The sequence below is a fragment of the Falsiroseomonas sp. HC035 genome (genome assembly GCF_050563525.1).
Taxonomy (GTDB): domain Bacteria; phylum Pseudomonadota; class Alphaproteobacteria; order Acetobacterales; family Acetobacteraceae; genus Falsiroseomonas.
In genome coordinates, this window is sequence record NZ_JBNXUN010000015.1 from 1 (window position 1) to 13,993 (window position 13,993).

Here is a 13,993-nt window from a genome sequence, read left to right on the forward strand (position 1 = left end):
AATCCGCGTCAGGCTGGAGCCGCGCCTGAATTCGTCCAGCACCTCAACCAGGCGCTGGCACCACGACGTACACGACCTGGGAGCCCTGCATATATCCCTGAATCCAGGCGGTGCCGCAGCGATGGTAGGTGACGCTGCCAACTGCCTGCACGGTGCAGCCACTCGGCAGGGCAGAAAGCTGCGTGCCGACCGTAAGCGTCGGCACTGGCTGCGCCGCCGGTGCCGCGGTGACCACACTCGTCGTGCTGGGCTGTTGCATCGCGCCGGAGACCAGACCTGCCGTTGCACCGGCGACGACGCCGGCTGCCAGCAGTTCCCCCGTACTTGGGCCAGAGTAGCTGGAATAGCCTGGATAGATCGGAACCGCGACAGGAGGGCGATAGCTAGCGGCGGGCGGCCTGTAGGCTGGTGGTCGGCCCCCCGGGTAACCGCCGGAGGGCGGCCTCACGACGTTGATGTCGTTGCCGATCGCGAGATTCGCGCCGGCACCGACCCGCGTGTCGCCCTGAACATTGCTTCGCGTTGCACTGTTGCTCGTCGGCCGCTGTGCGGGGGGCGTGGCCGGGCGCGCCGCAGGCGCCGGTCGCTGCGCGCTGGGCTGGCTTCGCCGTACCTGCGCTTCGGCCGTCCAAGGCGGAATCAGCATTACCGTACACCAGAAGGCCACCACGAATTGGCCAAGCCAAATGGATCTTATCGCCAATTGGACCGACATTATCGTGTCTCCGCTGCGGGCGAAGAGGCTGGCCGCTCAAGCCAGACGACTTCCTGCGCGTCCGAGGGCGCTTCGAAGGTGAAGGTCTCCGCCTCAAGCCCTGGTGCGAGGTTCCAGTCGAAAAACTCAAGCACTGCGCGCGGTGCGCCCGGTACATTTCGCTCCACTACGACAAGCCTGCAAGGCAACCTGGGCTCCTCGGAGGCGATCCAGATCTGCCAATCCACGTGGCGATTGCGCAGTGCATACTGGTCGCACGCCACCCCGTTCACCAGCGTGCGTCCGACAGGCACGCCCGTGGTCCCGTCCTCCGTCAGCGCGGCAAAGGGATCGGCCGTCAGCAGATCACGCAGCGGAACCTGCACACCCAGGCGCGTTTCCAGCGCCTCAAGCATTGTGTCGATATCGCCGGGTATGGCACGCCGAGCATAGGCATTCGCCGTCAGGCTGAGCAGCGTTGCTACCTCACCATCATACCACAGTCGGAAGCTGCCTCGGTCGCTTCCGACCAGCGCGGCAAGCTGATCCGGGCGCCGGATACCCACGGCCACCGTACCGCCCAGCATCACCTGCTGGTCGCTTCCTGCGCGCATGGCGGCTTCGCGAAGACTGGAAAACCAGACCGTCAGTTCCGGTGTGCCGGCAAGGGTCTCTGCCATCTCCCGCAGGGCGGCAGCCACGCCCGCATCCAAGTCAGATGTCGCGGGCGAAGTTGCCGCGCCCTGCGACCGCGCAGGTGTCAGATCCAGAGCGGTCGATGCGCAGGCTCCAGCTACGATGAACGCGGCGAGTCCCATAGACGGAAAATTTAAACGTGCGTGTCGCAACTTCATGTCCGCGCCCTCTCACAAACCTGCCCGAGCGCCATCAGGATGCGGGAGCCGGTGAGGCGCGGACTATCCGGATCCGGCACGCCGCCGCAGGAATCTGGTTCATGCGGCCGCAACACCGTCACTGCATCTAGCAGCACTGGGCGCACCGCCAATGCTGCATTCGGATAGTCGCACCGGGCGACGAGGTTCAGTCTTGCTCCAACGTAACCACGTGTCGCCGCTCGCCGATCGGCTTGCGGAAGCAGACCTTCGTTGCCTCAGGGAGGAAGTGCGTGCGTCTCGCCTTGTTCTTCCGCCTGCGTTGGCTGAAGGCCGAGCAACCGCTCGGCGCGCGGAAAGACGCTGCGACGTGTTGCGCGATTCCAGGGGCTCTGGTGTGAGCTTCGACCAAAATCGGAAGCGTGGCCGTAAAGCGCGCGTGAACGACCCTGTCCCGCTGCCACTTATACCACGAGCGGCGATCGCGGCCCTGGAAGCCCACCTTGTTACACATGTCATTGGAGGCGCGCACCTTGTGCGAGGGCTACTCATCGCGTTGCTCGCCGATGGCCATGTTCTCATCGACGGCCCGCCTGGCCTTGCAAAGACGCGCGTCGTAACCGCGCTTGCCGAAGCGATTGAGGCGACCTTTCGAAGGGTCGCGCTCGGCCCAGGCCAGCGCATGTCGCATTTATTTGGCGCGGAAGCTTCCGTCGCTTCTCTTCAAGGCGCGCATGACCGCCAGCCGGACCCGGTCTTTGCCAACATCCTGCTTGCGGAGGGCGTGGATGGAGCCGCGCCGGAGGTACGCCTTGCCTTGCTTGATGCGATGACCGAACGCCAAGTCATGGTTGGTGGAGTAATGATCCGGCTTCCTGATGTCTTTCTCGTCTGCGCCACCCGCACCCTGATCCACACGCCACCCACCGCCGAGCTTCTCGGACTCAACGAACGCGACCGGTTCCTGCTGCATCTGCGTGTTGACTATCCAGACGAGGCGCATGAACGCCGCATGCTCGACCTGATCCGTACCGAGGATGCGCCGGCAACCAGGCGAGCTGCCACCATGAAACCGTTGCCGCTGACCACCCTACTTGCGGCGCGCGCTGGCGTGCAGGCGGTGCGCACCGGCCCGCGATCACTGCGTTGGATTACAGCTCTCGTCGCAGCGACCCGTGGTGGCCGCCCAACCAGGACCGGACCAGCCCGCTGGATTCGCGCCGGAGCCGGCCCCCGCGGCAGTATCGCCCTGGAGCGTTGCGCGCGGGCGCACGCATGGTTGTCCGCTCGCCAGCAGGTAACCGCGCGAGATATCATTGCTGTTGCGCACGATGTCCTGAGGCACCGCCTGGACCTCGTGGACGCGGCCAAGGAAGCCGATATCACGCCCGATTCAGTGATCACCGATCTGCTGGTCGTAACGCGCCCCTGAGAGGAGACCGCTCCACCGAAAGCGTAGCCTCACGGCGATCGGCCTGGGCCTGTCGGCGTGCTTGATTCCACCGTGCACCAGGCCCCCTCCAATGAGCCAGGGTCTGCGCGCCGGACTACCTCCTTCGAGCTCACGCGCTTGCGGCTCGTCAACGCGCAGATGCGGGCCACTCCATCTCTGCTTAAGGCTGCCGGGCAGTTGCTCGCGGATCTCTCGAGATCCGCTGGTAGTCGTCGTTCTGCTGAAAATGGATAGCGTGGATGCAGGTGTTCTCCGTACCAACAGAAGCCAGCGAGACCTCGAGCCGGGCTCGCTAGCCGAGTGGAAACCAGCGGCGCTGATGCCTACGAAGCCACAGCCCGCGATCGAGGAGAGATGTGATGTCGAGCCGTCCTTCTGCCTTGCGCACAGCCTTCCTGGCAACCGCCCTCACCGCCGGCCTCGCGACAGGCGCCTCGGCCCAGCTACGCAGCTGCGTGGACACCCTCACGGCCATGCCGGAGTTCTCGCGCATCACCAGCGCGATCGTGCGGACGCACCTTGTCGACGACCTGCGTAACGCCAACGAGATCACGATCTTCGCGCCGACCAACGAGGCTGTCTCGCGGCTGAACCAGGTGTTTGTAGAACGGCTGTTCCCGACCGAGGAAGGTGAGCGTCGTGCAGATCCGGTGCTCGCACCAGCCGCTGTCGGCGCACATATCGTCCAGGGCCGACGCAACGCTGCCTCGATGTCGCAGGCCGGGCAGCTTCGTTCGATGGCCGGTACGCCACTAAACGCAACTACGTCGGGCGGTGTGACGACCGTGACCGGCGCCGGCGGGGTCCAGGCACACGTCACCCGCGCCGACATCGCCTGCTCCAACGGCTTCATCCATGCAATCGACGGGGTTCTCCTGCGCTGAAAGGCGTGACGCGGAGGCGATCGGAGCCGCCCCAAGCTGCCCCGGCCTCTCTCGCGCAGAAGCGCCTTCGACCCCTCCTAGCCATAGCGCGCAACCTGCGCGGTCAGTTTCGTGAGAGGCAGTTCAGGCCATGAAGACATCCCTGGTCGCCGCGGTCAGCGCCATGGCGCTGATCTCGGCCTGTAGTTCAACCCAACAAGCTGCAGCACCGCCGCAGCCAAGCGGCTTCCTCTCGCGCGAAACCGTGGCGTTGTTGCGTCCATCTGACACAGGCTCGCGGCTCTATATCAACCCAAACATCGACCTCCGGCGCTACAATAAGGTAATCATCGAGCCGGTTCAGCTATGGCTTGTTCCCGAGAACTCCAAGCTCACTGAAGAGCAAAGAAAGGTCGTGGCAAACGCCTTCTACGCTGCGTTGCGTGAGCATCTAGGGCGGGACCTTCAGATCGTCGAACGTCCAGGCCCGGGGACCATGGTGATCAGCACTGCGATACGCGAGGTGAGAGAGGGCGGAAACCCCGTCCTGAGTACGATCTCCACCTTCATGCCGCCGGCACGGCTGGCGCGTGAGGGTGCCAATCTTATGACCGGCAGCGATCCAATGGTTGGAGGCGCCGCCGGCGAGATGGCTGTTACGGACAGCGAGACGGGCCAGCTTCTCGCCGCCGCCGTTGACTCGCGCGATGCGACTGCCGGAGCGCGGGTACGAACCTCGCGCTGGGACGACGTGCAGAGCGTCGTGCGGTTCTGGGCGGCGCAGACGGCGTTCCGCGTGTGCCGCGTGCAGCAGCGTCCGAACTGTCAAGCGCCGTCATGACCTGGGCTTCATGGAGGTCAGCCACCGCCCGGTTTGGTGAGACGACGAGGCGCATCGACTATGCCATCGCTGCCCTGCTGCTTGCTACTGCGCCCGCTGCGGCACAGGAAAGTGTGCAGACGGTGGATAGCTGGCGTTTCTCGCTAACTCCGTACATGTGGTTCTCGGGGGTCAGTGGTGAGGTCGCGCTGCCACGCGAGTCGCGAGACGTCGAAGCGGATTTTGGCGACATCCTGTCTTCACTTCAGATTGGCGCGATGGGAATCTTTGAGGCACGCCGCGGGCGCTTCGGCTTGGTTGTCGATGCGATGACGCTGACCACGGAGCAGGACGTCTCAACCCCTCGCGGCGTCCTGTTCAACGGCGGCACCTCGCGCATGACGGCAACCGAGCTATCGATGGTCGGCCTTGTGCGCGTTGGTGAAACACCTTCATGGAGCCTGGACCTTGGCGCCGGACTACGCGGCTGGTGGATCGACTCCAAGCTCTCATTGAACTCCGGCGTCGCGGCAGCCCGATCTGCAAGTGGAACTGCGAACGTCCTCGATCCGCTGCTGGCGGTTCGGTACAAGGTGAACCTTGCTGAACGCATAGGCTTCAGCACCTATGTCGATATCGGTGGATTCAAGACTGGGTCCAGGCTGACCTGGCAGGTAATCGCAGCGTTAGATTGGCAGGCAACCGACCGCATTACCGCCCATCTGGGCTACAGACATATCGAGGTCGAATTATCGCGCGGAGCTGTTGATCTCGATATCGCGCTGAGCGGTCCCATCATTGGCGGCACTTTTCGATTCTGAGCCGCGCCGATGTCAACGGGCGTCGTGTCCGTACGCAGAGGACCTCAGCAACGATGGGTAAGCGGGATCGGAGAATACAACCATCCGCAGTTCAGGGAACGATTCCTTAGCTCCAGCCGTCAGCGCGGCCGAGGAGAATTTGATCCACCACGGCGATAAGGGCTGCCGCGATGTCTCTGCGCCGATCCCGCATCTGGATGGGTTGCAACCTCACCAGTCGCTGCGCACCGCTCCGCCGCTTTCCGCATCGTCCAGTCGCGGCAGTGGCGGTCTGCAGTGCAGTACTCGTTGCATGTAGCGCGCCGGACTACTCATCCGTGCGGGACTGGGCAGGCGTAGCAAGCAGGGCCGCCGACTACCCGCCGATCGTCGCCTCCTGCTTCCATCCCGAATATGGTTCTGTGACGCCGGCGCCATTTCTGGGCGACGCGACGCTCGCCATGCAGGAAGCGCTCTCAAGCTACCTCTCGGCACTGAGTACCCTGTCTGCCGATGGGGTATTAACCCATCGCGAGGATCCATTTGTCGGGCTCGCCGTCCGCGCTGGTGCGGCAAGCGAGGCCGGCGGTCTGGCCGTCGATACACTGGGTAGCCTCCTGCGCCGCGCAGAACAACGCAATGCCAGGGCTCCGCAGCTCGGCGAGATCATCGTTGACAGCGACGGGAGCGTGCAGGCGTTGATCGCGGCAATGAGGAAGGCTGTGAGGGATGCTGCGACCAGTGTTGCGGAGGAGCGGCGTTCCATTGCGGATATTTATCGAGCGCTCGAAGACGCGGCTACGGACCCTTTCTCGCGGCGCGCGCTGCTCGACGTCGGGGTCATGCGAGACCGCGACTATGCAACGGCCGCTGCTGCACGCACCAACTACGGTCTTGTTCTGGCGCGCATCGCTGAGGGCCATGCGCTGTTGAAGGCCAATGCTTCACGGCTCAGCCAGGAGGAGACCGCACGAAGCGTACGCGCCGCGGAGGACGCGCTGCGCCGCGCAGCGGACCTTCTTCCGCGTGCCCTGTCGCCTATGCCGGCAGGCACCTCCTGCGCGCCACCGCTACCCCCCGGCAACGCCATCCCACCTGCCGACAGCCTATCGAACCCACCGACCGTTACGTCGACGTTCACCGACTGGGCATGAGCGCGAAGTCGCGCTGCTGCACTACGTCGGCCAGGCTGGGACGATGGCTGACGCTTGTATCGATCGGGCTCGGCACGTTGCAGCCCGCCGCGGCACAGCGCCAGGTTGCCGACGCGACCAATCGTGCGGACCAACTTCGTGCAACGCTGGCGGCCAAACCTGGGGGTGTGCTGGGATTGATGGGCTACAACGTTACGCCGGATGGGTCTGCCAATGCCCTTCAGATCGATCGTAATTCCGGCGGCGAGGATACGAGTCCCACCCTTCAGCTCAGCCAGTTCGGCTTTGGCTTCACGGTCAGCGAGTCTCTTCCGATCTTCCTCGAAACCTATGTAGGGGCGGCGCGGTATGATCCTCGCGCGCTCTTCACCGGAGAGGATGTGCGCCGGCTGCCGCTGCGCTGGAACAATGTCGCTGCCACGATCGGGATTGGCTACGACATCGCACTGGCAGAGAATCTATGGCTGCGTCCGATCATCAACTTCTCGGCCGGCTACGCGGCCTCGGACGCGTCGCTGTTCGGGGCCTTCGTGGGCTATCGGCGTGGCGTCGACATATCCGCGTTGACCGACGGGCATATGAACATCTGGGGCTATGGTGGCTCGCTCGTGCTGGCCTACTATGACTATCGGCCAGCGCGCGACATCGATGTGGAGCTTCGCTACACACACATCGAGTTGCAGACCTTCGGCGATACAATTCCCGCCGCGGCAGGAAGTTCAACGGCCCAGACACTCGGCCTCTGGGCCCGCTACCGGTGGCCCACGGGGAGAGAGGCGTTTGGCCGGTCGATCCGCTGGGTGCTTGACGGAACAGCCACCAGCTATCTCGGCGACCAACGCGATGCGATCGGATTCGCCTGGTCGGCAAAGATTGGCGGCGGCATCGAATTCGACGTGGGACGCCACGAGATCGGTGCCATGGGCCTGAAGCTGACGCGTGTGCGCATGATTGGCCGGTACTTCTTCGGCGACAACAATGTCACCGGCTACTCCTTCGGAATTGGGATGAGTTTCTGAGTCCGCAAATGCCTGACGCCCAGGCGTTCGCAGATCGCTCCCGACCCACGCGCGACGCCGCCTTGCTGGAACCGGATAGCTGATGCCAGTCAGCCAGGTCTACCCAGGTCACTGCGGATGCGACCAAGCAATCGTTGCGGCAGCTGCATCGTAGCTCAGGCCCCTCAGGGACAAGGAGTGGAGACATGAATGGTGAAGACGGGAAACATCGGTCGCATCTCCCGATGCGAAACACGGAGCGGACGCGCTTCATCGCTTACGACGCCCGCGACCCGGACAGCAAGTTCCCGCCGATCCCGCAGCTGCGACCGCCGAAGGGCGCGCCCAATGTTCTGGTGATCCTGATCGACGATGCCGGCTTCGGCGCATCCAGTGCCTTCGGCGGACCATGCCAGACGCCAAACGCCGAGGCGCTCGCCGCGGGCGGACTGAAGCTCAACCGCTTCCACACCACGGCGCTCTGCTCTCCCACGCGCCAGGCCCTGCTGACCGGACGAAACCACCACTCCGCCGGCATGGGCGGCATAACCGAGATCGCGACCGGTGCGCCGGGCTATTCTTCAGTTCTGCCCAACTCCATGTCGCCGCTAGCCAAAACCCTTAAGTTGAACGGCTACAACACGGCACAGTTCGGCAAGTGCCATGAGGTGCCGGTGTGGCAGACCAGTCCGGCCGGTCCATTCGATGCCTGGCCCACCGGCGGTGGAGGCTTTGAGTATTTCTACGGCTTCGTCGGAGGCGAGGCGAACCAGTGGTACCCCACACTTTTCGAGGGCACGCGACCCGTCGAGCCGAAGAAGACGCCCGAAGAAGGCTACCATCTCATGGAAGACATGACCGACAAGGCCATGAGCTGGATCTCGCAACAGCAGGCACTGGCGCCGGACAAGCCGTTCTTCGTCTACTTCGCACCGGGCGCAACCCACGCTCCGCACCACGTACCAAAGAATTGGGCCGACAAATACAAGGGGCAGTTCGATCAGGGTTGGGACAAGCTGCGTGAGGAGACCCTCGCGCGCCAGAAGAAGCTCGGCGTGATCCCCGAGGATGCGGAATTGACCGCGCCCAATGCCGACGTCCCGAAGTGGGATGAAATGCCGGAGCACTTCAAGCCGTTCCTCGCACGCGAAATGGAAGTTTATGCAGGCTTCATGGAGTACACCGACCATCACGTCGGCCGGCTGATCGACGGGCTGAAGAAGCTCGGCGCGTTCGAGGAGACGCTGATCTACTACATCATCGGCGACAACGGCGCCTCTGCCGAGGGCGGGATCAATGGCGCGTTCAATGAGATGAGCTACTTTAACGGCCTGCAGGACTTCGAGACGCCAGACTACCTGAATGCGCGCCTCGATAAGCTTGGAGGGCCTGAATCCTACAACCACTATGCCGTGGGCTGGGCCCTGGCGATGAACACGCCTTACCAGTGGACCAAGCAGGTTGCCTCGCATTGGGGCGGTACGCGCAACGGCACCATCGTGTCCTGGCCGAAGGGTATCAGCGCCAAGGGGGAACTGCGTAGCCAGTTCACCCATGTGATCGACGTCGCGCCCACGATCTTGGAAGCTGCGGGGATCCCAGAGCCTGTGTCTGTCGACGCGATTGCGCAGGATCCAATCGAGGGCGTGAGCATGCTCTACGCCTTCAACGACGCGAAGGCGCCCGAGCACCACGAGACGCAGTATTTCGAGATGTTCTGTAACCGCGGCATCTACCACAAGGGCTGGACCGCGGTGACCAAACACCGCACGCCCTGGGCCTCCTTGGACAAGCCGGTGCCTGCCCTCGACGACGATGTGTGGGAACTCTACGACCCCGGTGATTGGAGCCAGGCACGCAACATCGCAACGGAGAAACCGGAGAAGCTGCAGGAGTTGCAGCGCCTCTGGTTGATCGAGGCGGGACGCTACAAGGTCTTGCCACTTGATGACCGGATGATGGAGAAGATGAACCCCGATACCGCGGGGCGTCCGGTGCTGATCCGCGGCAAGACCCAGTTGCTTCTGGGCGGCATGGGTCGACTTTCGGAGAATTGCGTCCTCAACCTGAAGAACAAGTCACACGCCGTGACGGCCCAGATCGTTGTCCCGGCTCAGGGTGCTGAAGGAGTGATCATCTCCCAGGGCGCCAACATCGGTGGCTGGAGCCTCTACGCCAAGGGCGGCAAGTTGAAGTACTGCTACAACTGGGGCGGCTTGAAGCACTTCATGGTGGAATCGTCCGAGCCCATTCCGCCCGGTGCGCATCAGGTTCGCATGGAGTTCGCGTATGCCGGTGGCGGCCTGGGTAAGGGCGGCATCGCGACGCTTTACATTGATGGCAGGAAAGTCGGCGAAGGTGAGATAGGCGCGACGCTGGCGATCGTCTTCTCGGCCGATGACGGCTGCGACGTGGGCGAGGACAGCGGCGCGCCTGTGTCGCCCGACTATCCACCTGGCAGTAACCACTTCAACGGCCGCGTGAAGGGCGTGGAACTCGCCATCGCCGACGCGGCGGAGAACTCGGATCACCTGGTCGATCCGATGGACGCCGTGCGCATGGCGCTAGCACGCCAGTAAAGAACGGGACGGGCGGCCACCGCGCCGATGGGCCTTGGCCGCCCGCCTACCCGCCGAGGCTGCCCTGGCTTGACCAAACGAGGGACCGATACGGAGGCGACGCTGCAGACCACAACGGAGCTGATCGGGGATCGGCAGTTGACCTCGGTGCCGACGCTGATGGCGGGACCGCTGCATGGCCTCGGCGTGCGGTTGGGGTTGATAAGGCCCGACTCCGCGAACACGCTTCTGCTCGGCCTTGCGATCGCCGGCCTGCTCTGGGCAGTCCTCATGCTTTTGGCGGCGGCCACCGGTACGCTCAACCAACTCCTGTCGCTGTCGGTCATCGCAGGCCATGTGCGGATTCTTGTAGCCCTGCCACTGATCCTCGCCTGCGAGGGCGTAGTTGAGGCCGCGCTCGGGCCCTTCGTGCGCGGGCTCATGGTCTCCGAAATCGTGCGTGGCGCTGCGGTGACGGCACTTCAGCGAGAGTGCGACCGGTTCAACCGGCTGACGTCCTCACGCCTGCCGGAGGTGCTGCTGTTCATCGTCGCGACGGTGCCCGACTGGGTCTCCATGGACGTCCCTGTGTTCGGGGCGACGGCCATGCGTCCGGTCCATACGGGAGCCGAGATGCCTGCTGCAGGCCTTTGGTACTGGCTCGTTTGCCTGCCGGTGTTCCGCTTCCTGCTACTGCGCGCAGTCTTCCGCCTCGGCGTGTGGTACCTCTTGCTGTGGCGGCTCTCCCGCATCGAGTTGAACCTCGTACCTACCCATCCGGACCGGGTGGGGGGCTTGCGGTTCGTCGCAGAGGTTCAGCTAGGCTTCATCCTGTTGACCGCTGCTGTAGCCACGGTCGTCTCTGCGGCGATCGCTGAACAGATCGCCACACAGGGTGGTCACCTGCGAAGTCACTACGGCACCATCGTCGTCACGCTGCTTGCCTGCGCGACGGCATTCATCGCGCCGTTGCTCATGTTCGCCGGTCGGCTTTGGCGGGTACGGCTGCGCGGCCGTGCCGCGTACGCGGACTTGGCGGCAGGCTATGTGGGCGCCTTCGATGCGAAGTGGCTATGCGGTGGCGCAGGGGAGCGTGATCTGCTCGGCAGCGCCGACCTGCAAAGCCTCGCGGATCTTGGAAATAGTGTTCAGGTCATCGATGAGATGAAGATTGCGCCCGTCACACAGGAGATGGTGGTGCAGTACGCGATGGCGGGGATCATTCCCATGCTGCCACTTCTGCTCTTCGAGTTCCCAATGGATGAGATCGCCGCCCACGTGCTCGAGAAGTTGCTTGGCGCCTGACACGGCCGGTGCACCGCGCGCATGGCGGGTTTTGGATAGCGGCCGCCAATCGGGCGCCCTACTCGTTGGATGCCGGACCTAACAGGCCGCTGTTGATGCGGACCGAGGCATAGTGGTGCAGAGGAGGTCGACCGTGCAGCAACTCCGGCTCGCTGCGATAGCGATCCATGTGGCGATCCGCGTCCATGGGTCGAAAGGCGGACGCACATGACGACCGTCCTCAAGGAAATCGGCGCAAGTCTGGTTACGCGTTTGACGAGCAATCAGCTCTCGACGTTGCGCACCATCATGTCGGCGGATCGGACGCTGATGGCGTGGGTACGGACGTCGCTGTCTCTCCAAAGCTTCGGGTTCACGATCTACAAAGTGCTCCAGGGCTTCGTTGTGGAAGGCCAGGTGGTATCGCCGACACTGCCAATGCGTGTGGGCCTGGTTCTTTCCTTCGCGAGCGTCCTGGCGATGATCATGGGCATCCTCGAGTACCGGCACACTCTGCAGATGCTCGACGTGGAGAGGGTCCTTCGCCTCGGGCGCCTCACGGTCCTTCTGGCGCTGCTGATCTCGCTCACCGGCGTCGTGCTCTTCATTGCGATCGCCGCGCGCCTCGTCTGACAGAGGTCTCACATGGACAGCATCTGGACCATCATTGCCGCGGAGTTCGCCGAGCGGGCCGGGGGACCACTTTCACTTCGGCTTATCCTGCAGCCTCTCGTCGCCTCCATCCTTGCGATCCGCGCGGGCCTTCACGATGCAGCCGCAGGGAAGGCGCCCTTCGGCTGGAAACTTCTATCCGTTCGGGCGGACCGCGCTGAGCTTATCCGGGACGCCTGGAAGAGTATCGGAAAGGTCTTCCTGCTCGCGATCGGGCTCGATATTGCCTATCAAGTCATCCTGCACGGTGATGTGCTGCTGCGTCAGGCGATCATCCTCGCGGTACTGATCGCGCTAATTCCCTATCTGATCCTGCGCGGCGTCACGACACGCGTTGCGCGCACAATGCGGAGCAGAAAGCATGATGCAGCGTGAAACGGCCGCCTACCACCTCCTCGCAAAGCCAGCAAGCGCGGCGTGCAATCTCGGTTGCCAGTACTGCTTTTTCTTGTCGAAGGAAAACCTTTATCCGGGCGAGAGCCACCTGATGCCGGAGCAGCGGCTAGAGCAGTATATCAAGCAGCTGCTGGAATCCTCGCCCGGGCCGGAAGTGCAGGTCGCCTGGCAGGGCGGCGAGCCGATGCTGCGCGGGCTCGACTTCTTCCGAAAATCGGTCGAGCTTGCCGAGCGCTATCGCAAGCCATACCAGGTCGTCCTCCACACGATCCAGACCAACGGCACGTTGATCGACGACGTGTGGGCCGCCTTCTTCAAGCGTCACGACTATCTCGTCGGCATCAGCTTGGATGGACCGCGCGACCTGCATGATGCCTACCGCGTCAACAAGAAGGGTCAGGGCAGTTTCGACGACGTGCTGCGCGGATGGGATACGCTCCGCCGCCATGGTGTGCGGACCAACGTTCTCTGTACGGTGCATGCTGCCAATGCGGATCACCCCTTGGAGGTCTATCGCTTTTTCCGTGACCAACTCGGCGCGCAGTTCATCCAGTTAATCCCGATCGTCGAGCGAGCCACCAGCGAAACGCTGGACGTGGCGAACCGCGGTTGGGGGGGGCTGCGCGGCATCGATCGGCCGCTTTACCGGCAGGACGGTTCGCTCGTCACACACCGCACAGTCGGCGCGGAGCAGTTTGGCCGCTTCCTTATCGGCGTATTCGACGAGTGGGTCCAGCACGATATTGGCAGGGTCTTTGTGACCACCTTCGATGTTGCGCTCGGTAGCTGGCTCGGACAGCACAACCTCTGCATTGTCGCGCCGCGCTGCGGCGATGCTCTGGTTCTGGAACACAACGGCGACGTCTATTCCTGTGATCATTTCGTCGAGCCAGGTCACCTTCTTGGCAATATCGACCGGATGTCGCTGCACACGCTTGTCACATCAGAAAAGCAGCGCCGGTTTGGTGACGCGAAATTCGATACGCTGCCACGCTACTGCAGGGAGTGCCCGGTCCTGTTCGCCTGCTATGGCGAATGCCCTCGCAACCGTTTCATCGAGACGCCGGATGGGCAAGCCGGATTGAATTACCTCTGTGCCGGCTATAAGGCATTCTTCGAGCATATCGATGGGCCGATGCGGGTCATGGCGGATCTCGTGCGGCGGGGACGCTACGCCGACGAGTATGTTTGGCAGCCTGACGTACGGTAGGAGGCGCGCTGCGAAGCACGAAGGGCGGAAAAACGAGTACGCCCGCGCACGGGATAGCCGGTTCTGGCACGGGTTTCTGCAGGGCGTTGGGCAGCAGCACCGCGCCATCACGCAGCTGGGTTAGGGCAACCGACCAGTGTTCGGTCCTGCTAATTCAGCGCCAACACTGCGGCAGGTTCCCACCGCCTTGAAGCCCGTCCGGGAAGACATTGCATCGCCTGAATCGGTTATGATTCGCTGCTTTTCGCGGACGACTTG

General features: G+C 63.4%; 13 protein-coding genes. 11 read left to right on the forward strand and 2 right to left on the reverse strand.

Going from position 1 to position 13,993, the window contains the following annotated elements:
- Positions 1 to 43: 43 nt before the first annotated feature.
- A complete protein-coding gene (locus ACLF3G_RS23310) occupies positions 44 to 259 on the reverse strand; it encodes a hypothetical protein (protein ID WP_430671806.1) in 216 nt (71 codons plus the stop codon).
- Positions 260 to 714: 455 nt separating this feature from the next.
- The gene (locus ACLF3G_RS23315) at positions 715 to 1,548 is read right to left on the reverse strand and encodes a DUF2092 domain-containing protein (RefSeq protein WP_430671807.1); all 834 of its coding nucleotides are present in this window, start codon (positions 1,546 to 1,548) and stop codon (positions 715 to 717) included.
- Between the two features lie 151 nt (positions 1,549 to 1,699).
- Here ACLF3G_RS23315 and ACLF3G_RS23320 point away from each other — a divergent pair, with 151 nt between their 5' ends.
- From ACLF3G_RS23320 to ACLF3G_RS23370, 11 genes are all read left to right on the forward strand, one after another.
- The gene (locus ACLF3G_RS23320; protein WP_430671808.1) at positions 1,700 to 2,959 is read left to right on the forward strand and encodes an AAA family ATPase; all 1,260 of its coding nucleotides are present in this window, start codon (positions 1,700 to 1,702) and stop codon (positions 2,957 to 2,959) included.
- Between the two features lie 380 nt (positions 2,960 to 3,339).
- Positions 3,340 to 3,864 (forward strand): fasciclin domain-containing protein, encoded by a 525-nt coding sequence (locus ACLF3G_RS23325; protein WP_430671809.1) that lies wholly within the window; start codon positions 3,340 to 3,342, stop codon positions 3,862 to 3,864.
- 130 nt (positions 3,865 to 3,994) lie between these two features.
- Positions 3,995 to 4,684, forward strand: a complete 690-nt coding sequence (locus tag ACLF3G_RS23330) for a DUF3313 domain-containing protein (RefSeq protein WP_430671810.1) — start codon at positions 3,995 to 3,997, stop codon at positions 4,682 to 4,684.
- Positions 4,681 to 5,484, forward strand: coding sequence for a hypothetical protein (locus ACLF3G_RS23335; protein ID WP_430671811.1), 804 nt, complete (start codon positions 4,681 to 4,683; stop codon positions 5,482 to 5,484). Before ACLF3G_RS23330 ends, ACLF3G_RS23335 begins: the two co-directional genes overlap by 4 nt.
- Positions 5,485 to 5,801: 317 nt before the next feature.
- On the forward strand, positions 5,802 to 6,617 hold the full coding sequence (locus tag ACLF3G_RS23340; RefSeq protein ID WP_430671812.1) for a hypothetical protein: 816 nt from the start codon (positions 5,802 to 5,804) through the stop codon (positions 6,615 to 6,617).
- On the forward strand, positions 6,614 to 7,636 hold the full coding sequence (locus ACLF3G_RS23345) for a hypothetical protein (protein WP_430671813.1): 1,023 nt from the start codon (positions 6,614 to 6,616) through the stop codon (positions 7,634 to 7,636). Before ACLF3G_RS23340 ends, ACLF3G_RS23345 begins: the two co-directional genes overlap by 4 nt.
- Positions 7,637 to 7,821: 185 nt before the next feature.
- Positions 7,822 to 10,194, forward strand: a complete 2,373-nt coding sequence (locus tag ACLF3G_RS23350) for an arylsulfatase (protein ID WP_430671814.1) — start codon at positions 7,822 to 7,824, stop codon at positions 10,192 to 10,194.
- Between the two features lie 69 nt (positions 10,195 to 10,263).
- Positions 10,264 to 11,478, forward strand: a complete 1,215-nt coding sequence (locus ACLF3G_RS23355; protein WP_430671815.1) for a hypothetical protein — start codon at positions 10,264 to 10,266, stop codon at positions 11,476 to 11,478.
- Between the two features lie 207 nt (positions 11,479 to 11,685).
- Positions 11,686 to 12,090 carry a YidH family protein gene (locus ACLF3G_RS23360; RefSeq protein ID WP_430671816.1) on the forward strand — a complete coding sequence of 135 codons (405 nt, stop codon included), beginning with the start codon at positions 11,686 to 11,688 and terminating at the stop codon, positions 12,088 to 12,090.
- 12 nt (positions 12,091 to 12,102) lie between these two features.
- Positions 12,103 to 12,504, forward strand: coding sequence for a hypothetical protein (locus ACLF3G_RS23365; RefSeq protein ID WP_430671817.1), 402 nt, complete (start codon positions 12,103 to 12,105; stop codon positions 12,502 to 12,504).
- Positions 12,491 to 13,735, forward strand: coding sequence for an anaerobic sulfatase maturase (locus tag ACLF3G_RS23370; protein WP_430671818.1), 1,245 nt, complete (start codon positions 12,491 to 12,493; stop codon positions 13,733 to 13,735). Before ACLF3G_RS23365 ends, ACLF3G_RS23370 begins: the two co-directional genes overlap by 14 nt.
- Positions 13,736 to 13,993: the final 258 nt, after the last annotated feature.